The sequence below is a fragment of the Almyronema sp. genome, assembly GCF_052168255.1.
Classification (GTDB): Bacteria; Cyanobacteriota; Cyanobacteriia; order Phormidesmidales; family Phormidesmidaceae; genus Sphaerothrix; species Sphaerothrix epifaneia.
The window spans coordinates 26851-48770 of sequence record NZ_JBQLZL010000084.1 but is presented as its reverse complement, the minus strand read 5'-3'; the positions used below and the strand labels follow the sequence as shown (position 1 = coordinate 48770).

The window sequence follows — 21920 nt, the reverse complement described above, 5'->3', positions numbered from 1 at the left end:
TTTCAATCCTTTTCTGGCTCAGACCTCCCCGAAATCCATATAGAGCCGACTTAGTTTTAGCAAAGCCCAACAAGCCTATGCACCCGACCGCCGAGAGTAAATCAGTTGTGGTGCAAAGGTTATCTCCGTTGGATGATGGGCAACGTTAGGCATCTTTCTTGAAGTTGTTTAGACGCAATTTATAGAGTCCTACTGATCAGACATTAAGCGATCGCGTTGTCGCTGAACTTTTGCATCAATATTTCGCAATATATTGGCACCAAGCGTGTAAGCATACAGACTAGCTAAATCAAATTCAAACCTTACACCCCTGTACACAAAATTGTTATCTCTAATCGTTCGACTAGTAATCTTGATAGGTTGAAATATGCCTGGGTTTTTCTTGACAAATTCTATGCAGTTATCAAGCTCAGAAGTTGAATTATAGGGTCGGTCACTCCACTTAACTTCAACAATCCAAGAAGGTAATTGGTGGACTTGATCTAAATGGACAATATCAATCTCTCCTGTCTTCCAACGCGCATAGTAAAGCTCGATCATTTTACTATGTTGCCACTGACTAAAAATTGCCGTTTCAGTCATAGCCCCCATAGCTTCAGAATTTATTTCAAGCTGCCCAAACAAAGCTGCCCGCATTGATGGATTAGTCAAATAAACCTTGAAGCACATTGCTCTTTTAAACCGCTTTGCGTTTTGATCAATTCTTTCAACTCGACGAATTAAAAATGCCGCTTCAAGATATTCGAGATAACGCTTAATAGTATTCTTAGCAACACCAGAGGATTTTGATAAGCCATCCAAGCTCACCTCGTTGCCAGAGTTATACGCCAAGGTAGTAAAAAGCCTATTAAGTTCTTGAATATCACTGATGCCATAAAGGCTTGGCAAATCACGTAGTAAAACTTTGTCAATAATGTCACTTTTTATGTATTGACCCGGATCTAACCGAATCGTCTCAGAAAAAACTGCTTCTGGATAGCCACCAAAGTTAAGGTAATTAACAAACTCTCTATTTAATTCTTCTATATTTCGAGGTAAGTAGGCATACCCTTCCAATCCATGAGATTCAGATGTTATTAATTCATCTTCTCTTCCAATAAACATTAAGTACTCAGCAAACGTTAGCGGTGGCAAAACATAATCACTAAAGCGACCAGCTCCAGATTCAGTGCTTTTCAAGCGTAGGGCGGCAGCAGCAGAGCCAGTAGCGATAAAACGATAGTTTGGAAACGAATCGACCAGCGATTTAAGGTGAATTTCCCATTCACGTAAATACTGAATTTCATCAAAAAAGATAAATAGCTTTGAATCGCGTTCGTGATTAAATAATTCTTGAAAGTAACGGAGTATTCGCTCTAAAGCCAATCCAGTATAGATTGGAGTTTCGAGAGATAAATACAAAATATCTTCGGCGCTAACGTCAGCATCTAAAAGCATCCGAATACTGTGATAGACCATGACCGTTTTACCAACACGTCTTGGCCCCATCAAAACAATTGCTCGACGCACACTGGTATCTAAAATGTTCCGAGAAAAAGTCTCAAAGTACTTTCGTCGAGGAGAATTCTGGTAGAGGATCTTCCCCTTTTTACCAGCACTCCACCAAGGATTATCAAATTGAAGACGAGAGATAATATCTTCTTTGGAAATTTCAAGCATAGCAATAAGATTAATCGATTAATCTTAATCTAGTGAAAAAGCTTATCAAGGTCAATCGACTAATCTTAACGCTTGTCTTACGAAGGAAGCGGATGTTGTTTGCCAAGGCGATCGCCGATCTCCAGTAGGTTGGGTTGAGAACCGAAACCCAACAGCAGAAACTTTTCTACTCCCAACCTACCTTGTCCGCAAATATCATTTCCCTATAGGTAGCTTGAGCTGTTGGGGCGGGCATGGCTTAGGGCTTTGGGTTAAACACCCAAACGGCTGCCTCAGGTTAAGCGGTTAGGCAAGAGTGTCTGTCTTTAAATTGCCTTAGCACAGCCGCGATCGCCTGCCTTAGCGAAAGTCGTAGGGATCGTGGGCTTCGGTGCGGCGAGGATACAGCGTAGGGGGGGGTAAAAACTCTTGCTCGTAGTAGCGATAGGGCGGCGGCGGCGGGCTAGGCGGATACACCATTTGATAAGAACGCGGCGATCGCCGTTGTGACTGAGAAACCATAATCAGCAGCACAATCAGCACAACACCCCCACCCAAAATCAGCGCTAGCAAAAAGCCCGCCCCGAGCCAAAGCACCAGCGTTTGAGTCTCACTACGGCTACCCACTTCGGCTGAGCGATTTTGGTTAAGGCTAAGCTCAGTTAAAGACTGCTGATATTCTTGCAACTGTGCCAGCGTCGCCTGCGTATTTTGCTGCTGACCGTCTAATTTTTCTTCTAGCGTCCGAATGAGTAACTCTTGCTGTTTGAGCTGAGTTTCTAAGTCAGTGGTCATGTCTTGCTGACTTTCTAGCTCTCGACGAAGCTGTTCTTCTAGATCGCTGTTGGTGGTTGGCGCTACAGGCGGCGGCGGTACCTGCAAAGGAGGAGCGATCGCTTCTTCAGCAAAATTGTTGGCAGAATTAGGAAGCAGAGGCGCAGTTTCATCAACGCTAGCCCGAGCCAAGACAAGCAAAAGTGCCGCCACGCCCGTCGTCGCGCATCCAGCCAAAAATGCCGTCGTATCACTCATGAGCTGTGCTGTCCTTAGACAGTATTACTCTAATCTATTTGCGCCCATCTAGCGCCAGGGATATGACCCCTTTTAAGAGAAAAATCACAATTTTATACCCTCTTTGCATAGGTCTGATGTCATCAGCAGTAAAGCTCAATGCAGGTCGATGGACAGATACCCGTAGTGAATACCGCACGAATGCGCCAAACCTATGTAACCTGGGAAACAACCGCCGTCAGCATTAACTGGCCATTCATGATTGCTCCTGCCGAGTTGTCTCCGCGTTACTGGCGTCTAGTGCGAATTGATGCCGCTAGCCGACCGCATTTGGTTACCTTACCAACCCTGAAAGTATTTCTCAAACAAGTTTTAGACGAATTTGCAGGTCGTTCTGACAGCGCCTTGCAGCAGCGGTTATGGACGCTTTTTCAGCAGTTCGATTCTTCGTCAGTAGCCGCTTTTGCGCTGGCAGAAGGCAGTTTGCGCTGTTTGATTTCTCACCAAACTCAGTTTGTCTGTCGGCAGCTAGAAAGCCAGTTTGGTCAGCGGCATGGCTTTAGTCGCTACGACCTGTTTCCTTACGTTTTAGATGAGACGTATCCTTTAGAATCGCTGCATCAGCTTTCGCCTGATGCGTATCGACCGCTGGCGACAGACATTTTACAAACCTACAATCCGCAAAAAGCCAGCCTCAACACCTGGGTGATTCGGCGGGTGCGGCACCACCGCGAACTCAACCAGTTTTTGCTGCAGCAGGGCGTCTACCTGATTAGTGATTGGGCAATTTTGAACGACACCCATCCTAAACAACTCCAGCGCATTTTTAGCGAATTTCATCGGCTGACGCCACCAGAAATTTTTCAAGCCGCAGCCTTACTACAGGCTTATCACCAGGTATATCGCCACGATCGCCTACAGCAACGCCAACAGGGCACCGTTAGCGCTTGCATTCCCCCCACCACCGCCCAACTAGAGCGCATTGCCGATCGCCTTCCCGTTCAGCTTCAGGCTCAGCCGAATGACTTGTTTGCTCAGCTCCAAGCGATCGCCACTTATTTACGCCAATACCGCATCTATGTGCGCACTGGGGCTACCCCAACCGAGTCGCTCGACCAGCCAGAGTTTGGAGCGGTCGTAGAAGGCTTACACGCCCAACAAGCGGCTGAAGCTGAAGACGAATTGCAGGCGTTTTTGCAGTTCTACCGCCAGCAACTGATGCAGTGTCTTGATCAGGCGATCGCTGAGGTAATTGAGCAGTGGGTCGCTCAGCTACAGCGACGAAAAAACAAATCCCCTCAGCAGTTTTTGCACGCCCTCAAACTGTTTCACTGCCAAGATTTGGCAATGGGCGACATTGCTCACCAAGTTGGGCTGAGCCAGCAGTATCAGGTGAGCCGCCTGCTGAAGCTAAAGCAGCTTAGAGCCGACATTCGCCATCGGCTGCTACAGCTTTTAGGCGATCGCATTCGGGCAAAAGTGCAAACCCATCTCCCCCCCGATCGGCTGAAATTGTTAGACGAAAAAATTTCAGCCGCCCTCGCTGAACAAGTCGATACGCTGTTGCAGGAAGCTGAAGCAGAGGCAGCTACTGCCAGTACAAGCCCCCGTAGCTGTTTAAGTCATCACCTCTGCTGCTACTTAGACACTCGGAGCCTGGAATCATGATCACCTACCCAGAAAATTTAGCCGATTCGCTAGAGCACGAAGCGATCGATACCAACGCGATCGCGCTGACAGCGTCAGAGCTAGTTGAGCTAGCCCAGTTGAGCCAGTCAACCCTTGCACCCGATCGGCAATGGCAGAGCTATCTCAATCGCTTAGGACTCGTCGGCTTAGAACACTGGTTAGCAGAGCGATCGCCCGACTTAAGCCTCAATCAGCAGCACAGCACTCTAGAGCAACCTGCCTATAACAACTTATTATTGTCGGCAATTTGCAATTTGCAGGTGGGAGCATTCAAGCTGTGTTTGCTAACTATCGGCAGTCTTTGGGACGAAGTGGTCAGCATTCCACGCGCAGCCGTAGAGCTAGCCGACTTTATTCCCCATTTCTATGTGCTGGTTCAGGTTGAAGAAGACAGCAGCCAGGTGATGATTCAGGGCTATCTGCGGCACGATCAGCTCAGCCAGCAGCAGACTTTAGCAACGGCTGAAGACGATTGGACCTATTCTGTGCCCCTCAGTTGGTTTGACTTAGACGCCGATCAACTGCTGCTCTATCTACGTTGCTTAGACGCAGCGGCAATGCCCCTATCTGCCCCCCCCCTCGACTTTGCCAGCCCAGCCCAACTAAGGCAGCGCTTACAAGCCTTGCAACCCGTCATTCACGCCGATCCTACCCCCATCTGGCAGCGCTTACCCTGGTCGCTGGGGGCGGCTTTATTCCAGCAGCCTGATTGGGTCAACTGGCTTTACCAGACGCAGCAAGGGCAAACGCCCCCTTTGCCTGCCGAATCGTCACCAGCATCGCTGGGGCAAGCCGCGATCAACGCTAGCCTCTGGTTGCGGAACCAGCTAGACCAAACCGCCGCTAACTTAGCTTGGCAACTCTTACCGACGCTGCGACCCGCTACGGCGCTGCGCTCAACCGCCAGTGAGCTAGAAACCGTCTTAAGCGAACTGGAGCGTAGCGGGGTTCAGCTCACCCCTCAGGCTCGGGGGGCTTACCGAGACATTAGCTGGGAACAGGGCTTGCTGCGGCTATATGCGGTTGCGGGCGCTTTGCCGTCTGAGCCGTCTGAGTGGTCGCTGCTGGTGATTGTGGGGCCAAGACCTGGCGATCGCTTACTCGCGGGTACTTATTTGCGCATTCGCGATGCCGAGCAGCTCTTGGTAGAACATACTTTGGAACCTCATAGCCCCAGCAGTTATCTCTATGGCCAGGTAATTGGCAGTCTGGATGAGCAGTTTTGGGTATCTATCGATTTGCCGTCGGGCACAACGATTCAACTGCCACCCTTCGCCTTTATGCCAGACAATGAAGCATAGGGTTGGAATGTGCCATGACGGTTGAGGGTTTTCATCGCCTCAAAATTCAGCAGGTTGACCCCATCTGCCTGTTTGAGCTGAGCTGGGGTCAGGGGTTGCAGATCCAGGCCGAGTTACCGGCACCTCACTATGTTATGGAGTGTTACCGCCAGTGGCAATCGGCCTATTTGAGCTTTTATCAAACCCTACAACTGACTCAGCCAAAGCCACCGCCCAGCGATGCCCTGCGCGGCAGAGTTCAAGCGAGCGGCAGCGTCACCCCCCTTACCGACTGGCAAGCTCAGCTAGTAGCGGCTGAAGCCCAGTTAATCTACGAGTTCAATCGCTGGCTTCGCAGTTCAGAACTTTTCGAAATTCGATCGCAGCTAGCACAAACGGCGCAAGCCCACCCCGATCGCCCCTTAGAGTTGTTTCTCACCTGTACGCCGCTGGCCTTGGCTCGGCTGCCCTGGGAGGCGTGGGAAATCACTGCTGAATTTGCCGGGGCTGGCACTGTGCGCTTGGCGCGATCGCCTGCCAACATTCGGCGACCCACGGCAAAGCCAACCAGCAAACGGCGATCGCGGCCTAGAATTTTAGTCATTTTAGGCGACGAAACGGGTCTGGATTTTGCGGCTGACCGCACGGCGATCGCCAGCTTAGATCGGCTAGCTGAGGTACGGTTTATCGGCTGGCAACCTCAGCAGGCGATCGCTGATTTGAAGCAAACCATTGTTGCCGCCCTCACCGAGCCGCTGGGGTGGGACGTTTTGCTTTTTGCTGGACACAGCAACGAAACGGCCATGACGGGTGGAGAACTGGCGATCGCTCCGGGTGCTTCAATCAGCCTGCGAGAGATAGGGCCAAAACTGGCGATCGCCCAGCAAAACGGTCTGCAATTTGCCCTGTTTAACTCCTGCAGCGGGCTAAATATTGCCGAATCACTCATCGATTTGGGGCTAAGCCAGGTCGCCATCATGCGAGAGCCGATTCATAACCAGGTGGCGCAGGTCTTTTTGCTTCAGTTTTTGCAAGCCTTGGGGCAATACCAGGCGGTACATACCGCACTGATAACCGCCTGCCAACACCTGCGCGATAAAAGCCTGATTTATCCAGCAGCCCATCTGGTGCCTTCGTTATTTCGCCACCCCAGTTCGCAGCTTTTTCAAATACCGCAGCAGGGCTGGCGGCAGCACATGCAGCGCTGGCTACCCAAACGTCACGAAGCGATCGCCCTGGCTAGCTGCGTGGTTTTGAGTACGCTGGTGCCGCTGCAAGGCTGGCTGTTGCAACAGCGCATCTGGGCGCAAGCTGTTTACCGCCATGTGACCCAACAAGTGCCCGCCGCCACCCCTGACATTTTGCTCGTACAGGTAGATAATGACTCGCTGATTAAAGGAGGCATCGGCGATCCGCGACCGATGGATCGGCGCTACCTGGCGCGGTTGGTTGAGCAAGCAGCCAACCTGGAACCCACTGCTATCGGCATTGACTATATTTTGGATCGACCGCTGGCTGAGCAAGACGACAGATTACGGGCGGCTTTAACCACTTTTTATCAGCAAACCCAGGCTCGTGTGATTTTGGCCACCCATCGAGACGACAACGGCACCTGGCTCAATCCGCTGCCCGTTTTGGCGACGTCTATACCCACCTGGCAGGGCGATATTCAACTGTTATCTCAAGGGCAACGCCCCAATCTGCTGCCTGCCCAACCCTACGAAAATTGGCCGCTGCCGTTTACGGCCTTGCTGGCGCTAGCCGCAGAAACCACCGATCAGCCGACAACTGAGTCGCCTTTGGCGCTGGCTTATCAGCAGAGTACAGCGCGATCGCGTTTGCAGCCGCTCACCGCTTTTTCGTTTCGGCTGGCTCAGAGCTGGCTGTACCCCATTGTGGACTTTTCGCTGCCGCCTCAGCAAATTTATCGCCAGATTCCCGCATGGCAGTTTTTAGCGCGATCGCCTGCTGAATTACGTCAGGAATTTTCGCAGTCGGTGCTGTTGATTATGCCAGGTGGGTATGGCGATGCCGGGGTCAATGCCTTCAGTGCTGACAACTACCCGCTTAATCCGGCTTTGCGCTACTGGCAGCAGCAACAAAACACAGCCCGCCTCAATACCATCGTGCCGGGGGGGGAACTGCATGCTTATCAGTTTCACCATTTTCTCAACCGCCACTGGGTTGTGCCCTTACCTGACCTGTGGCTGGTAGGCTTAGCCGCCCTGCTAGCCAAAGCGCTAACGCTGTGGCTTTCGCCTGCCGCTGCCCAACGCTGGCAAAAAGGGGGCGTTCTGGTCAGCGCCATCGCCCTGTATGGCTTAGCGGTTTTGCAGCTTTACATTTCTGGTTTAATTCTGATCCCCTGGTTGCTGCCTAGCGCTGTGATCCTGGCCTATCTCGCCCCCCCTCTATTGTCGAGTAAATCTAATGGTTAATTTCGTGGTTCAACCCTCCTTTTGGAACGTCTGCCAGCGGTTCACGTTTAGGCCGCTCTGGTTACTGGCGACGCTGGGCTTTAGCGGCGGGCTAGCCCACGCCCAAACACCGCCCCAGCCGCCGTTTCCCCCTAGCGCTGGCGGTTCACGAGGCGATGTCTGTATTGTGTCGCCGCTGATTGTGCCCCAAAGTGAGCTGACCGTTTGGAGCGATCGCCCCTTGTTTGTCTGGCAAGGCCCAGTGACCCAAATAGCGATCAGCCCCATAGAAACGGGTGAACCCATCTGGCAAGCCGAACCCACCGCCGAGACAACCGAGCTGCCATACGGGGCTGAAACCCCGTTGCAACCTGGGCAAACCTACCTATGGCAGGTTTATGGCGGGCCGTTTGCTGCTGAGCTATACCGCATTCCCTTTCGGGTTATGACTGCCGAGCGACAGGCGGTTATTGCCGATGAACTCACCGTGTTGAAAACTCAACTGGCCATCGAACAAGCCTCGCCTGAAGATCAGGCGCTCAGGCAGATTACCTACTTTAGCGATCGCTACCTCTGGGCCGATGCTCTGCAAATAGCAGCCCAATCGCCCACCGCCACCGCCGAGCGCTATATCCAAACTGCGATTGAGCAAAGCTGCGGCGCAGCCAACTCAGCCGCTACGGCTTCCCCAACTCTGTTTGAATTGCAGCGATCGCTGCGTACTCGCCCTTAAAGTGGTTGAGCAGGTGGGTGTAGAAAGGCAGCACCTTGCGGTACTTGCAGACGTTTTCAGGGATAGGACGGTGGCGGTGGGTTTCGCCAATCATATCTGACACGCGATCGAGGCTGGGGATCAGCTCTAGGGCATATAGCCCTAGCACCGCCGCGCCAAAACAGGAGCTTTCGTAAGTTTCAGGAATAATCACAGCCCGGTCAAAAACATCGGCTAGCATTTGCCGCCAGACCGTCGAGCGGGCAAAGCCACCCGTCGCCTGAATGCTTTTGGCAGGGCCAATAATATCCTGTAAGGCTTCTAGCACCACGTAGAGGTTATAGACAATGCCCTCTAGTACCGCCCGAATTAGGTGCGCTTTGGTGTGGTGCAGCGCCAAACCAAAAAAGCTACCTCTGGCGTTGGCATCCCACAGGGGCGATCGCTCGCCCGCTAAATAAGGGTGAAAGATAAGCCCTTCTGAGCCAGGGGGAACGGTATCAGCGATCGCCGTCAAAATGTCGTAGGGGTCTTGCTTCAGCAAATGAGCCGTATCGACCTCCGCATCGGCCAGGTTGTCCCGCACCCAGCGCAAAATCATCCCCCCATTGTTGACCGCACCGCCAATCACCCACTGCTGCTCGGTGAGGGCATAGCAAAACAGCCGCTCTTGCGGGTCAGTTTGAGGCTGATCTACAACGGCTCGGACTGCGCCGCTGGTGCCCACTGTGACCGCTACCACGCCAGGAGCGATCGCCCCCACGCCTAAATTAGCTAGGACACCGTCGCTAGCCCCCATCACCACAGGCAGGTTAGTCGGTAGCCCCAGCGCCGCTGCGGCCTCCGACTGCAGGGGTTGCAAAACATGGGTCGTCGGTACCAGTCGCGAAAGGCGATCGGCAGAGACGCCAGCAATCTCTAAGGCTTCAGCATCCCAATTGAGCGTCTGCATGTTGAACAGCCCGGTGGCGTTGGCGATGGAATAGTCCACCACATATTCGCCAAACCAGCGGTACAGCACATATTCCTTAATTGAAATAAATTTGGCGGCTTGAGCAAACAAATCAGGGTGCTCATGGCGCAACCAGGTGAGCTTAACCAGGGGCGACATGGGGTGAATGGGGGTACCCGTGCGGCGATAAAGGGCATGGGCGTCATAGCGCTGACGAATTTTTTCCACCCAGGGGGCGCTGCGGCGATCGGCCCAGGTAATGCTGCGCGTTAGCGGCTGTCCCTGCGGATCGACCGCAATCAGGCTATGCATGGCCGCGCTAAAGGAAAGACCAGCCAAATCTTCAACCGCAATTTCACTGTTAGCCACCACGGTTTTAACGCTGTTGACCACGGCTCGAAAAATTTCATCCGGGTCTTGTTCTTGCACATCTGGGGTGGGTGAGAGCAACGGATACTCAATGGCCTGTTGCTCAACCACATCGCCTTTGGCTGAAAATAAGACGGTTTTAGTGCTGGTGGTGCCGATATCGACACCAATGATGTAGTTTACGGTTTTCATGATTCGAATCTGTGTTTACAAGAAAAAGCTCAGCACCAACACCACTAAAAACCCTACGACGCCGACAATCGTTTCCATCACCGTCCAAGATTTCAAAGTTTGGGCTTCGTCCATGTCAAAAAACCGACCCACCAGCCAGAAGCCAGAGTCGTTTACATGGGAAAGCACTGTAGCTCCGCAGGCGATCGCAATCGTAATGGCTGCCACCATCGGCGCTGAATAGTTACCCAGTTCTACAGCAGGAGCCATCAGCCCCGCAGCCGTCACCATAGAGACGGTGGCCGATCCTTGGCTCACCCGCACCACCGTTGCAATTAAAAAGGCCAGCAAAATAATAGGCAAATTAGAAGCCGCCATCACATTGGCTAAAGCTTCACCCACACCCGTTTCAACCAGCACTCTGCCAAAAACGCCACCTGCCCCCGTCACCAGAATGATTAGCCCTACAGGTTCGAGCGATCGCGTGGCAAACTTTAACACTTCCCGTCGCGAAAACCCTTGCTGAGTGCCCAAAAAATACATCGCCAGCAACACGGCCAAAATCAGCGCCGTAAAGGGATGGCCAATAAAGGCAATCCAGTTACGCAAAAGGCTCTCTTCAGGCAGCACCACATCAGACACCGTATTGAGCAAAATCAGCCCTAGCGGTACAGCTAAAATGCCAGCCACCAACCCAAACGAAAGCGGCTGCTTAGTCTGGCGAGATACGGTTTCAGCGATCGCGGCGGCTTCATTTTGCTGAGCGGCTTCTGAGGCAGCGTCTTCGGCTGGCGGGTCAATGTAAATCTTGTCGGCAATGTACTTACCAAAATAAATTCCGCCCACAATCATGGCTGGAATCCCGGCAATCAAACCAAACAAAATCACCCAGCCCAAATCTGCCCCCAACAAGCCAGCAACAGCGACAGGCCCTGGCGTGGGCGGAATAAAGCTGTGAGCCACGGCAATACCAGCCACCAGCGGAATGCCGTAATACAGCAGCGATCGCCCTGTCCGGCGAGCCATGCTGTACACCAGCGGAATAAACAAAATCAAAGCCACATCAAAAAACACCGGAATAGCAATGATTAGCCCCGTAAAGCCCAAAGCCCAAGGCGCTCGTTCAATTCCGGCTCGTTTAATCAGCGTGTTTGAGATAATCTCGGCTCCGCCAGAGGCTTGTAGCAGTTCGCCAAACATGGCTCCTAAGCCAATGATGATGGCGATATAGCCCAGGGTATTTCCCATACCTGTTTGAATCACATCGGCCACTTCCGCCGGGGGAATGCCGCCAATAATGGCAACAAACAGGCTAGTTATGAGCAACGCAATAAAAGCGTGAATGCGCGTTACGATGACCAAAAATAGCAGTAACGCAATGCCAAGAATGGCAATAAAAATTAGCGAGAAAGTAGACATCAACTGCTCTAATCCTCGCTTCTCAATGTTTTTGCCGCTTTTGGCTATTTGCCCTAAAAGCAGCCTGCCTAATGTTTCAGTTACCTCTACCCGCGAGGTATCCCCATCAATAGCAACCTGTAGCCGTTGTCGAAACGGCTACAAGGCTTGAGAGCCATCTGCCAACCTAGATTGGCAATGGGTGCAAGACTCACCCCTCGCCCTGGGCATCCATCGGCAAGGGGACGTCCGGCCAATTTTCCAGGCTCGTCTAGCCGCCTGCTTGAGCGCTTAGATTCTCGTCGATGCGACCCAAGGTTGCCAGAGAATCTTTGCTGCCGCATAGCCGCAAAAAGATTGAAAAGCTAATTGTTGTTCAGTCTCTAGCTTGATAGATGCCCCAACTCCCAAGCCTCCCTCTAGCGAAAGAGGTCGCTTGGCAGTACAAGATTCTTGATAAATATCGCGGGCGGTAGAGGATCAGCAGCCTTTAAAGGCGAAAAACTGCATAACTTCTCTTTCTGTAGAAGTAGATTTTGGTGAGTCCACCCGGAGAGAGTGTTATGTGCCCCCAAGCTTTGCTGCAGTGCTTTGTTACTAGCCCCACTCATTTGCTAGCCATCTGTCTGTACCAAGATCTCATAGCGGCTCGAATTCAAACTCACTTAGGAATTGAAGCCGAGCAGTTAGATAGACTCTTTGCTCAAGGCTGGCGACAGTTTGATCAAGGCAACTTTACCGCCACCTTAGACACCTTTCAAACGTTGCTGGCTTGGCATCAGCACCTCAACTGCTGGCCCGGTATGGAAGCCACCTTGAACTGCATTTATTTTGTCTGGCAAGAGATGGGGGACGCTGAACCAGAGGCAGTCGCCGCCGAGGTAGCCTCGCCCACCAGCCACCCCGATCATCAGCAAGGTTTGCACTTAGCCACCCTAGCAGGTCTACATCGGCAATCGGGGAAGCTAGCTGACGCGATCGCCTACTATCAGCAAGCCGTTAAAGCCTTTCGTTTAGCAGGCAGTTTGCCGGAAGTGGGTTTGATGCTGAACAACCTAGGGGCGATTTATGCCCATTTGGGTCAGCACGAACGAACGCGCAGCCTGTGTCTAACAGCTGTCACCATTTTGGCAGATAGCAGCGATCGCCCTAGCTATGCAACGGCTCTGCACAACCTTGGCGTTGCCTACTACCACTTAGGCAACTACCACCAAGCCCTCAAGCATTTAGAAGTCGCGCTCACCCTGCGAGGGCAGCTCGGCGATCGCACGGGTGAAGCCTCAACCCTGAGCTATATGGGTAAAACCTATCGCCATCTGCAGTTGTTTATGTATGCCCTGAGCTGCTACGAAGCTGCTTTAGACCTCTGCCAAGGCTCAACCGCTGACGACGTTTTAACGTTGCAGCAAAAAGGCATGATTTTGGGCCATTTGGCAGCCCTCAGCCAGCAAACCGGCCATCCCCACCTGGCTATCAGCTACTACGAGCAGGCTTTAACAATTTTTGCAGCCATTGAAGACGAAAGAGGCGCAGGCCGCATCTTTAGCCAGATGGGCAAGATCTACGAATGCTTGGGAAAGACGACAACGGCGCTGCACTGCTATCAGCAAGCCTTGATCAAGCTGCGCGATATGGGCGATCGCCTGGGTGAAATCGCCACGCTCGACAAAATTGAAGGACTTTATCAGCAGGTTCACTATGGCAGCTTTATGGCTGACTTTGCCGCTTAAACCGCAGCTAAAGTCGCTTGGCGATTCAGAGCCAAGCGATTTAGGAACGTGACAGTCGTTTTACCGCTTGGCCGCCCAAGCGCTGTTCTACCTCTGCTAGCAACGCCGGAATTTTCTCTGCATGGGGGCTTTGAGCCAAACATTGACTTAAATCCACCGCTTCTAGCTGGTCTGCCTTTTGCCCCGGAAACCAGTGGTCGCCGTTGCCTAACAGGTTATAGCGAGCCTGAGCGTAAGCTTCCATATCAAACGCTTCTAGCAAATTGCGCAGCCACAAAATGACAGGAATATTGATATTCCCTGGGGTGTCTTCAGGCGCAGGTAGACCCACTTTCCAGGTTTGCAACCAGTCTGCCCCCAGTCGGGCGATCGCCGCTTGCTGCAAACGCGCTAAAATCGGGGGCAAAATCTCGTCTGCCTGGTCGAGCAGCGCTAACGTTTTGAGATGCTCGTCAAAATCGCTGGCTTGGGCTGCGCCAATGCTAAGGGTATGCACCTGCGGGTGGCTGAGACAAAACAGGTCGTTAAATACCATCGGACTCAGCGGCGCACACAAATCAACCAGTTTCGGCGGTGGGTTGTAGAGATGACCGCCTTTGTCGGCAGGGCTGATGATGAATACGCCCATGTCGTGTTGCTGAGCCGCCGCGATCGCCGACCAGTTGTCTTGAAAAATGTAGTACCAGTGCAGATTGACATAGTCAAACCGTCCCGTGGCGATCGCCGCCTGAATTAACCAGGTTGGTGCATGGGTTGAAAAGCCAATGAAACGTACTTTGCCCTGCTGCTGCAACTGGCAAGCCACCTCTAGGCAGCCCCCCGGACGCAGGCTGTATTCTAGAATTTCTGGCGTGTTGATGCCGTGTAGCCCCAGCAAATCAACGTAATCTAAGCGCAAATTTTTCAGACTCTGCTCTACCGTTTGCCGAAATTCTTTGGCATCGGGTTTGGGAGATACTTTGGTTTGGACGATCAATTTTTCTCTGGGCAACTGCGGCAAAACCTGCCCTAGCTGAATTTCAGAAGTACCGTAGCCACGAGCCGTTTCAATGTGGTTGATGCCTAGATCAACCGCACGGCCAATCGTCGCTTCTAGGGCTTGCTGATTTTTGGCTGGAATTTGCGACAGCGGCACATCTTTCCAGGCATGCTGATAGCGCATACCTCCGCAGGAAAAAACAGGCATTTGTAGCTCTGTACGACCAAAGCGACGATATTGCATGAACGGTACTCAGAACAAACACTGATCACTGTTCTAGCACTTTCCGCTTGAGACTTCCGGCCTGTCAGCCAGACAGCGCTTTAAGGGAGATTTTAGCCAGCCGCCCTCAAGAGGTTTTGCTTTGCATCACCAAAGGGCCAGCAGAGGTCAGCGGGTCATTTTCCCCATCAACCGTCAGCAGCAGCTTCTCAGGCAGTTGGCGACAAACGGCTGCCGGAGCCGTCCAGCGAGCCGTGTTTGACAAGCGGTTGTTAAACTGGCCGCAGTAAATGGCCTGACTGGGTCGCTCAGCCAAAAACCAGAGGCGATAAACCTGACCGACGGGCAAAGGCGGCAAATTAATTGCCACCAGCGTTAGCTGCGACTGATCGGGAACCATCAGCAGACTGCCAGCCGCCCCGACAGCGCTGCCGACCCCTTCTAGCGGTAACACCTGCACATTGGGTTGCCGTAGCGCAGTCACAACCGTTGCCAGCGCTTGTTGCTGTTGGCGTAGCGGCGTTATCCGTCTCTCTTGTTCTAGCAATTGCTGGGTAACAGCCAACTGCTGACGCAAGCGCAGGTTATCTAGCCCCAACCCTAGCAGAGCGACAGTAGCGATCGCCCCAGCCAGTTTAGCAACCACCCCAAACTTAAACCCTTGAGTCGCAGCCGCCGCTGGGGCAGGGCTTTCGGCCTCAGCAAACCCCGAAGAGACACGGGCAGCCGCCAGCAGTTTGTTTTGCAAACGGGCAGCGGGCGAAACCAGCGGGGGGGCATAGGCCAGCATCGCCCACGTAGCCTGGTAGGCACTCAGTTCTGCAGCAAGCTCAGGCTTTTCTAGCAACAGGCGCTGGAGTTGCTCAGCTTCAGCAGGGCTGAGATTACCTAAAGCCTGTCCGGCTAGCAAATCTTGCCAATTGTCAGGAAGCTCAGAGCGGCTCATAGATCAAATTGTTCAATCCCCGCTTGTAGAAGTTGTCGAAGTTTACGCAAGCCCTGCCGCGATCGCGTTTTGACGGTTCCTAACGGCATTTGCAACCGTTTGGCAATTTCTGACTGGCTTAAACCTTCATAGTAAGCAATTTCTAGAACCTGCCGCTCAGCCGCCGACAAATGCTGGAGAGCAGAGCGGATGTGTTGAGCGCGTTCTTGTTGCGAAAGCTGCTCTAGGGGATGAGGTTCGACCGTTTCTCGGCTGAGGCTATGCTGCCAGCGTTGCACAAATCCAGCGCGAGAATGGCGCGATCGCAGTCGATCGAGCGATCGCGATCGCGTTAGCATCACTAAAAAGTGGCCGAGACTGCCTCGGCTTGGCTGATAGAGATCTCGGTGCCAAATGGCTAAAAATATTTCCTGAGTCAGGTCTTCTGCCTCTTCGCGATCGCCTAGCATCTTCAGAGCCAAACTATAAACTAAGTCTGCATAGCGGTCATACAATAGCTGCAAAGCTTCTACCTGAGCTGCCCGCATCGCTTGAAACAGCTCTAGGTCAGAAGAATCAGCCGTAACCGAACCAGATGAGAGGGAATCCAAATCCATCACTGCTGGAGTCTAACTCTGAAGTCTAAGCAGGCAAACGCAAACAGCCGCCATGTTATGAGATTTTGAGAAAGAACAGGTTAAGCACTCAACTGGCTAGCTGCCCAAAACAGTCTTCAGGTTTAGCCTCTCACGCTGACGCTGACTTGAGCAGGGGGTAATCAACCGTTTTTTGTACCAGTGGCTACCGTTTTGATACGAACACGCCCGCTCTGCCCCTCAAACCGCATCCGCTTACATCAGGTCAATCCAATTGGCGATCGCTTCCGTATATATCTTTAGAGCTTGTTCGCAAGCTTTATGAAGATATCGTTAGGAGAATCTATGCAACTTCATCAGTTTGCCCCCATCCTGGGGTTGAGCGCTGTCACCCTTGTGAGTTTACCGATTCAGGCTCAGGCAGCAACGTTTCAAATTGAGTCTGGCGTCACCAGCGTTTTTTTAGATTTACCACTACTCGAAAGCGCCGCTGGTCTGGTGCTAACAGGCACTGACGGTACCGTCGCTCCTGCGGCTGGCCCTTTTCAGGTGGGCTTTACCATTACTGACGAAGCAGATTTCACCTTTAGCGATGAAGCAGGCTTTACCCTACTGGGTGGCACAATCGAACATACTGGCACAATTACGTTTAACAATAGTGTGACTGTCGGAGATTTTTCGATTGGCTTTAACGCTGATCGCGCCGATGGCACCACCGGGGCGAGTGGCTTCTTTGTGCAAGATACGGCAACTCTAGGGGCAATTTTGTTTGACCTTACCAACGTCGTCCCCACCTTGGCCGACCCAGCAGTTGCCATCAATGGCGATCTGCTCGTCTCTCCCGAATTTGCCGCCTTTTTAGGTAATGATGCCTTGACAGGTGCCGCCGTTGGCTCAGCGCAAACCAACGCCACGGTTGCAGCCCCTACAGACGTTCCCGAACCTGTCAGCCTCATCAGCTTGCTAACCCTCGGGGGGGTTCTAGTTGCCCACCGTCGCCGCTTTAGCCCTCTGAGCACCTAGTTTCTTACCTCATTTATAGCCAGAGATAGCCAAAGACAGAAGGCTGAGGGCTGAAGGCAGAAGCAAAGCTTTTCTGTCAACGACTTTCAGCCATTAAAGTGGCTCGACTCTGATGGCGATCGCTATACCTGGGTTTATGCCGCCCGCTGGTGACTAAAGCGTCAATTACCAGCGGGCATTTGTTCACAGCGCTAGCTCCTAAGCTGGATATTGATCAAAACGATGCATCAGATCCAACAACTCTTCCTGGCTGGGCTGGCGACCGTTCTGAGTTAGTTCAGCTAGCCCCCGAAAGTAATCTTCCCGGTGATCGGCGGGACAAAAAAGAATCAGTAATTTAGCTGGGCGATCGCCGGGGTTAGCAAAGCCGTGCGGCGTATTTTCTGGCACGCGCATAAAGCTTCCGGCTGGAGCCAATTGTGTGGCTTGATCTAAAACCAGCTCTACCTCCCCTTCAACCACATAAAACATTTCCGTCATTTGCTTATGAATGTGCGGGCTGGCACCTGCTGTCGCGGGCGGCATTGTAAACTCAAACAGCCCCACATGCCCGTGCGTATCCTGCCCCGTCGCCTTAAAGGTGCAGGTACTGGTACCGATCTGAACTGATTCGCCACCCTTGGGCAGCAAGATTAAAGGCAGTGACATGACTTAACCTTGGGTAAAGAGCTGGCAATACCGACTAAAAGCTGAAAATGTGCCGATTAGTCGCTTTTTTGTACATCAGGCAAAAATTATCTGCGAGGTTAGGCGCTAAAATCATATCTGCTTGTTTCTATCTTGGCTTGAACTGAGAGATCTTACATGCGATCGCATCGTCGCCAGCGCCGTCGTTCTTCTTTGCGCCTCTGGCAGATCCTCTGTCTGGCAGGTTTGCTGTGGCTGGGGCAGCGCCAGCTTAGCGCCCAATGGCGGCATCCCCAAGTTGCCCTCGTGCTAGGCGGCGCAGCAGAGCGAGAATTTTTTGCTGCTGAATTTGCCCAAGCCCACCCGGATGTTGAAGTGTGGGTGTCTTCAGGCAGCAATCCCGAATATGCCGAGTGGGTATTTGCCGAAGCCAAAATTGATCGCGATCGCGTGCGGCTAGATTACGAAGCCGTAGACACCGTTACCAACTTTACCTCTCTAGTCGATGACCTCGCTGCCGCCAACATCAACAGCATCTATCTCATCACCTCCGACTATCACATGCGTCGCGCCCGGATCATTGGTCAAATTGTGCTGGGCAGTCGCGGCATTCATTTCAGACCCATTGCTGTACCGACCGAAGAAAAGCCCGAAACCCTAGTGCGCACCATTCGAGACGGAGCCAGAGCTATTCTTTGGGTTTTTACGGGTAAAACTGGCTCCGATTGGGGACAATCTATTAGCCGTCATAAAGTGCCTTAAACCCAGCACAGCAGCCATTTTTGCGAGACAGCGTTACAATAAGGACGCTAATCAACTGTACCTTTAACCAAACTTTTTGACGCTCACCGAGTTATAGGTAATGCTATGGCTGCCATTGCAGAGTCTCCCTACACGCAAGAACAAATCAAAGTTTGGCTGTGTGGCCTGCTGACCATTGCCTGGGCAGATGGTCATTTTGATGATGAAGAAAAAGAGCTGATCTCAGCCATCACTCAAGATGAACTTGCCCCTAGTATTGACTTTGATTCTTTTGAACCGATTGCCCCCCAAGAAGTAGCGGCTGTTTTGGGCACTGACCCGGTCACGGCTGAGCATTTTTTGCGCATGGCGGTCATGGTGGCCCTTGCAGATGGGGTCTATTCCACCACAGAAGACGAAAAACTTTTAGAGTTTTGCCAAGCGCTAGACCTCAACCCTGACATTCTCAAATCTCTCCAGTCCACTCTTTACAACCTCAAAGAGGTGACTGAAGAGGTCGCCCCCGGCAAATCAGCCGCCGCCCCTTCAGAAACTGGCCCCGATCCCCTCAAGCCAGCCAGAGAATGGCTCGATCAGCTTGAAGTTCACGATCCCAGGCTGGCTCGCTTTTTGTGCAAAATGATTCCTTCGCAGTGTCCCTTTGAACGAGATGTGAATCTTTTTGGTCGCAAGCTGGTGCATATTCCGGCGATGTGTAAGCTCAATCCGCTCTACGATCAGCTCGTGGGGTTGCGGTTTCGGGCGCTCTCTTACCTAGCCGATGAATGTGAAGAAGATGTTACGCCTTACTTACAATAGCCTGCAACTGTGAAAACTTTAACCGCCGATGTCTTAGTGGTCGGAGGGGGCACTGGCGGCACAGCGGCTGCGATTCAGGCAGCGCGGCAAGGTGTAAACACGGTTTTAGTCAGCGAGTTTCCCTGGTTGGGCGGTATGCTAACGACGGCTGGGGTTTCAGCCCCAGACGGCAATGAGCTCTTAGCTTTTCAAACGGGTATTTGGGGAGCCTACCTGCGATCGCTGATGGCGCGTCAGGCTGAGGGGTTGGATCACGGCTGGGTCAGCTTTTTCAACCACGACCCCAGGGTTGGAGCCGAAATCTTTGCCGAGTGGGTTGCCGAGCTACCTAATTTGACCTGGATTGCTGGTCAAACGCCGCAGGCTGTTTTGCGCCAAGGCCAGCAGATTCAAGGGGTCGTTTTTCAAGATTGGAGCATTCAGGCTCTAATTGTGCTTGACGGAACTGAACTGGGTGATCTCTTAGCGCTGGGGCAGGTACCTTTTCGCTGGGGTTGGGAACCGCGATCCCTGTGGCAAGAACCCAGTGCCCCTGCCAGTTTGAACGATCCGACGGCTACCACCTATGCCCTAACGCAGCAGTATCCGGTACAGGCTCCCACCTGGGTGGTGATCATGCAAGACTATGGGGCGGGCGGTTGTGCCCCAGAAATTTTGGCTCCGCCGATCGCCAGTTCGACCGCCTTTGAGAAGGCATGGCATGGCTACAGCATCGATCAGTTTTTGAGCTACGGTCAGTTACCCAACGGGCTGATGATGATCAACTGGCCCCAATACGGTAATGACTATGGCGTGGGGTTAGACCGTTTAGTCTGCGGCGATCGCGCTGATTGTTTACAAGCCGCCTATTGGCATTCTCAAAGTTTTGCTCGCTTTATTCAGCAGCAGCTAGGGCGACGCTATGGTTTGGCCAAATCGGTTTTTCCGCAACTGGCGGGGCAACTGGGAGGCGGGGCTTTTGCGCTGCATCCTTACTATCGCGAAAGTCGGCGGCTCCAGGGGCTAACAACAGTTCGTGAGCAAGACATTTTACCCGTGCCCCACGGACAGGTGGCTTCCTTGCCGCGCAATGCTCAAGGAGACGTCAGCGCCATCGCCATTGCGGCCTACCCCAACGATCACCATTACCCCCAGGTTGAATTTGCCTTAGCGCCCAAGTCAGTGCAGTGGGGCGGGCGGTGGACGGGCACACCCTTTACTATTCCTTATGAAGCGCTCGTCCCAGCTACAGTAGATGGGCTGCTGGTCTGCGACAAAAATATTTCGGTTTCTCACATTGCCAATGGCGCTACCCGTCTGCAACCAACCGTGTTAGGGATTGGGCAAGCTGCCGGCATGGCCGCCGCGTTGTGTGTGCAGCTTGAGTGTCAGCCGCGATCGCTACCTGTCAGGCAACTCCAGCACGCCTTACTCACCGATGCCACAGCCCCGGCTGCCGTTATTCCCCTTTTTAACCTGCTCCCCACCCATCCTGACTGGCTGGCCCGACAGCAATATTACCTCCAGCATCCCACCGCCTACCCCCACAGCGGCAATGCCCCTAGAGTATCAGGCGGCACTAAGCTAGGCAGCAATCGGCGATCGCCCCAGTATTGCGAGAGCATCGGGCAACTGGTCTGTGTGGCTCCTCAGTCTTACCGCTTACAGACAGCGAATTTACCTGAGTGTACAGCCGTTACGCTGTGCCCGGTCGTCAACCAACAATTGCAGCAGCTCCACCCAATTCAGCCTGTTGGTATCACTGGCTGGTTTAACCGGGCGGGCGGTTGGTTCCGGATCGAGTCGCTGCGCCTGTTAGCAACAGACGCCTAAAGTTTCTCAAAACTTCATCTCTATAAGCATCCAGTTAAGTGTAGTGCTTTACACCTGTTTGCGAACCGCCAAAGCGCTGGCATAAAAGTTGACTGATTTCCTAGAGTTCAGGTAAGACAAGGCTTTTAAGCGATCGCCAGGTTAATTGGCAGGTTGCCTAAAAAGATGTTTTCAGACGTAGCCGCTTTTAAAGTTCAGCGAATGTACTGAATCAGTTTTTCCTGACCTCCCCCCGGTGCAGACGTAACAGGTACTAGAAGCGCACAACATGGATGATTGCTCATGCAGACTGCCTACAAGATTGTGTTTAACTCCCTGACAACTTTGACCTGCACCGGACTGGTGGGTTGGAGCGCCACCGCTCAAGCAGCCCCAACCCTGAACCTATCGACCTTTAACCAAAGCCAATTTGATACCAGCGCTGGCATCAAAGCCAATCGGGGCAGTGGCCGGGTTCAGCCTTGGGTTAGTGTAGACCTTTCCGAGCTAGAAGATGATCGCGGCAGTGGTCGGGTAAACCGAGCCCTCACGACTTTAGTCCCTAATCAGGCTGTCGAGCGGGAACCTAGATCGCCTGTAGGCTATCGAGGAACTGGGCGCTAAAATCCGTAGCCCAGTGGTTAAGTGTACGTTTTGTCCATTTCAGGGGACTTACGCTATGTTCTCCCTTACTTTGTTTATTTAAGGGTTATCTAAAGCTAAGGCTGTGGCAGAACCTCATTTTTACTCATACTGAGAAAATAGTTTAAGCTATAGCAGCATCTTGATTTGCCTGAGTCTGTCCCCTCTTAAATCAGGCCGCACAGTCA

At 52.6% G+C, this 21920-nt stretch carries 18 protein-coding genes; 10 read left to right on the top strand and 8 right to left on the bottom strand.

What is annotated here, in order from left to right; genetic code table 11:
• Positions 1-189: 189 nt before the first annotated feature.
• Positions 190-1659: an ATP-binding protein gene (locus tag ACTS3T_RS18865; protein ID WP_462935379.1), complete on the bottom strand. Its 1470-nt coding sequence runs from the start codon at positions 1657-1659 to the stop codon at positions 190-192.
• 339 nt (positions 1660-1998) lie between these two features.
• Positions 1999-2670: a hypothetical protein gene (locus tag ACTS3T_RS18860; RefSeq protein WP_462935378.1), complete on the bottom strand. Its 672-nt coding sequence runs from the start codon at positions 2668-2670 to the stop codon at positions 1999-2001.
• A 165-nt stretch (positions 2671-2835) separates the two neighbouring features.
• Between ACTS3T_RS18860 and ACTS3T_RS18855 the strand changes: the two genes are divergently transcribed.
• The 4 genes from ACTS3T_RS18855 to ACTS3T_RS18840 are packed head-to-tail and all read left to right on the top strand — an operon-like array spanning position 2836 to position 8768.
• On the top strand, positions 2836-4317 hold the full coding sequence (locus tag ACTS3T_RS18855) for a hypothetical protein (RefSeq protein ID WP_462935377.1): 1482 nt from the start codon (positions 2836-2838) through the stop codon (positions 4315-4317).
• Entirely contained in the window at positions 4314-5639 is a 1326-nt protein-coding gene (locus tag ACTS3T_RS18850) for a DUF1822 family protein (RefSeq protein WP_462935376.1), read from the top strand. The genes ACTS3T_RS18855 and ACTS3T_RS18850 overlap by 4 nt, the downstream gene beginning before the upstream one ends.
• A gap of 14 nt (positions 5640-5653) precedes the next feature.
• Entirely contained in the window at positions 5654-8056 is a 2403-nt protein-coding gene (locus ACTS3T_RS18845) for a CHASE2 domain-containing protein (protein WP_462935375.1), read from the top strand.
• Between the two features lie 4 nt (positions 8057-8060).
• Positions 8061-8768, top strand: a complete 708-nt coding sequence (locus ACTS3T_RS18840) for a hypothetical protein (RefSeq protein WP_462935374.1) — start codon at positions 8061-8063, stop codon at positions 8766-8768.
• Here ACTS3T_RS18840 and gntK read toward each other — a convergent pair.
• Positions 8713-10260, bottom strand: a complete 1548-nt coding sequence (gntK, locus tag ACTS3T_RS18835; RefSeq protein WP_462935373.1) for a gluconokinase — start codon at positions 10258-10260, stop codon at positions 8713-8715. The two genes, ACTS3T_RS18840 and gntK, sit on opposite strands and share 56 nt — an antisense overlap.
• Positions 10261-10275: 15 nt before the next feature.
• The gene (locus tag ACTS3T_RS18830; RefSeq protein ID WP_462935372.1) at positions 10276-11658 is read right to left on the bottom strand and encodes a GntP family permease; all 1383 of its coding nucleotides are present in this window, start codon (positions 11656-11658) and stop codon (positions 10276-10278) included.
• Positions 11659-12200: 542 nt separating this feature from the next.
• Between ACTS3T_RS18830 and ACTS3T_RS18825 the strand changes: the two genes are divergently transcribed.
• A complete protein-coding gene (locus tag ACTS3T_RS18825) occupies positions 12201-13367 on the top strand; it encodes a tetratricopeptide repeat protein (protein WP_462935371.1) in 1167 nt (388 codons plus the stop codon).
• Positions 13368-13407: 40 nt separating this feature from the next.
• Here ACTS3T_RS18825 and ACTS3T_RS18820 read toward each other — a convergent pair whose 3' ends face one another.
• The 3 genes from ACTS3T_RS18820 to ACTS3T_RS18810 all read right to left on the bottom strand — a co-directional run bounded on the left by ACTS3T_RS18820 (position 13408) and on the right by ACTS3T_RS18810 (position 16110).
• Complete coding sequence (locus tag ACTS3T_RS18820) at positions 13408-14589, bottom strand: aldo/keto reductase (protein WP_462935370.1); 1182 nt, start codon at positions 14587-14589, stop codon at positions 13408-13410.
• A 106-nt stretch (positions 14590-14695) separates the two neighbouring features.
• Positions 14696-15514 (bottom strand): anti-sigma factor domain-containing protein, encoded by an 819-nt coding sequence (locus ACTS3T_RS18815; RefSeq protein WP_462935369.1) that lies wholly within the window; start codon positions 15512-15514, stop codon positions 14696-14698.
• Positions 15511-16110, bottom strand: coding sequence for a sigma-70 family RNA polymerase sigma factor (locus ACTS3T_RS18810; protein WP_462935368.1), 600 nt, complete (start codon positions 16108-16110; stop codon positions 15511-15513). The genes ACTS3T_RS18815 and ACTS3T_RS18810 overlap by 4 nt, the downstream gene beginning before the upstream one ends.
• Positions 16111-16434: 324 nt before the next feature.
• Here ACTS3T_RS18810 and ACTS3T_RS18805 point away from each other — a divergent pair, with 324 nt between their 5' ends.
• The gene (locus ACTS3T_RS18805) at positions 16435-17112 is read left to right on the top strand and encodes a PEP-CTERM sorting domain-containing protein (RefSeq protein ID WP_462935367.1); all 678 of its coding nucleotides are present in this window, start codon (positions 16435-16437) and stop codon (positions 17110-17112) included.
• Positions 17113-17310: 198 nt separating this feature from the next.
• Here the strand turns inward: ACTS3T_RS18805 and ACTS3T_RS18800 are convergent, their stop codons facing one another.
• Positions 17311-17760, bottom strand: coding sequence for a cupin domain-containing protein (locus ACTS3T_RS18800; RefSeq protein ID WP_462935366.1), 450 nt, complete (start codon positions 17758-17760; stop codon positions 17311-17313).
• Between the two features lie 156 nt (positions 17761-17916).
• Here ACTS3T_RS18800 and ACTS3T_RS18795 point away from each other — a divergent pair, with 156 nt between their 5' ends.
• The 4 genes from ACTS3T_RS18795 to ACTS3T_RS18780 all read left to right on the top strand — a co-directional run bounded on the left by ACTS3T_RS18795 (position 17917) and on the right by ACTS3T_RS18780 (position 21714).
• Positions 17917-18501, top strand: a complete 585-nt coding sequence (locus tag ACTS3T_RS18795) for a YdcF family protein (RefSeq protein ID WP_462935365.1) — start codon at positions 17917-17919, stop codon at positions 18499-18501.
• Positions 18502-18606: 105 nt separating this feature from the next.
• Entirely contained in the window at positions 18607-19299 is a 693-nt protein-coding gene (locus ACTS3T_RS18790; protein ID WP_462935364.1) for a Mo-dependent nitrogenase C-terminal domain-containing protein, read from the top strand.
• 9 nt (positions 19300-19308) lie between these two features.
• Positions 19309-21111, top strand: coding sequence for an FAD-dependent oxidoreductase (locus tag ACTS3T_RS18785; RefSeq protein ID WP_462935363.1), 1803 nt, complete (start codon positions 19309-19311; stop codon positions 21109-21111).
• A gap of 282 nt (positions 21112-21393) precedes the next feature.
• On the top strand, positions 21394-21714 hold the full coding sequence (locus tag ACTS3T_RS18780) for a hypothetical protein (RefSeq protein WP_462935362.1): 321 nt from the start codon (positions 21394-21396) through the stop codon (positions 21712-21714).
• Positions 21715-21920 lie beyond the last annotated feature (206 nt).

Bases quoted from the DNA above. Each gene is read 5' to 3' on its own strand.
- ACTS3T_RS18865 (WP_462935379.1), bottom strand. From the start codon at position 1,659: ATGCTTGAAATTTCCAAAGAAGATATTATCTCTCGTCTTCAATTTGAT.
- ACTS3T_RS18860 (WP_462935378.1), bottom strand. From the start codon at position 2,670: ATGAGTGATACGACGGCATTTTTGGCTGGATGCGCGACGACGGGCGTG.
- ACTS3T_RS18850 (WP_462935376.1), top strand. From the start codon at position 4,314: ATGATCACCTACCCAGAAAATTTAGCCGATTCGCTAGAGCACGAAGCG.
- ACTS3T_RS18845 (WP_462935375.1), top strand. From the start codon at position 5,654: ATGACGGTTGAGGGTTTTCATCGCCTCAAAATTCAGCAGGTTGACCCC.
- gntK (WP_462935373.1), bottom strand. From the start codon at position 10,260: ATGAAAACCGTAAACTACATCATTGGTGTCGATATCGGCACCACCAGC.
- ACTS3T_RS18830 (WP_462935372.1), bottom strand. From the start codon at position 11,658: ATGTCTACTTTCTCGCTAATTTTTATTGCCATTCTTGGCATTGCGTTA.
- ACTS3T_RS18825 (WP_462935371.1), top strand. From the start codon at position 12,201: ATGTGCCCCCAAGCTTTGCTGCAGTGCTTTGTTACTAGCCCCACTCAT.
- ACTS3T_RS18820 (WP_462935370.1), bottom strand. From the start codon at position 14,589: ATGCAATATCGTCGCTTTGGTCGTACAGAGCTACAAATGCCTGTTTTT.
- ACTS3T_RS18815 (WP_462935369.1), bottom strand. From the start codon at position 15,514: ATGAGCCGCTCTGAGCTTCCTGACAATTGGCAAGATTTGCTAGCCGGA.
- ACTS3T_RS18810 (WP_462935368.1), bottom strand. From the start codon at position 16,110: ATGGATTTGGATTCCCTCTCATCTGGTTCGGTTACGGCTGATTCTTCT.
- ACTS3T_RS18805 (WP_462935367.1), top strand. From the start codon at position 16,435: ATGCAACTTCATCAGTTTGCCCCCATCCTGGGGTTGAGCGCTGTCACC.
- ACTS3T_RS18800 (WP_462935366.1), bottom strand. From the start codon at position 17,760: ATGTCACTGCCTTTAATCTTGCTGCCCAAGGGTGGCGAATCAGTTCAG.
- ACTS3T_RS18795 (WP_462935365.1), top strand. From the start codon at position 17,917: ATGCGATCGCATCGTCGCCAGCGCCGTCGTTCTTCTTTGCGCCTCTGG.
- ACTS3T_RS18790 (WP_462935364.1), top strand. From the start codon at position 18,607: ATGGCTGCCATTGCAGAGTCTCCCTACACGCAAGAACAAATCAAAGTT.
- ACTS3T_RS18780 (WP_462935362.1), top strand. From the start codon at position 21,394: ATGCAGACTGCCTACAAGATTGTGTTTAACTCCCTGACAACTTTGACC.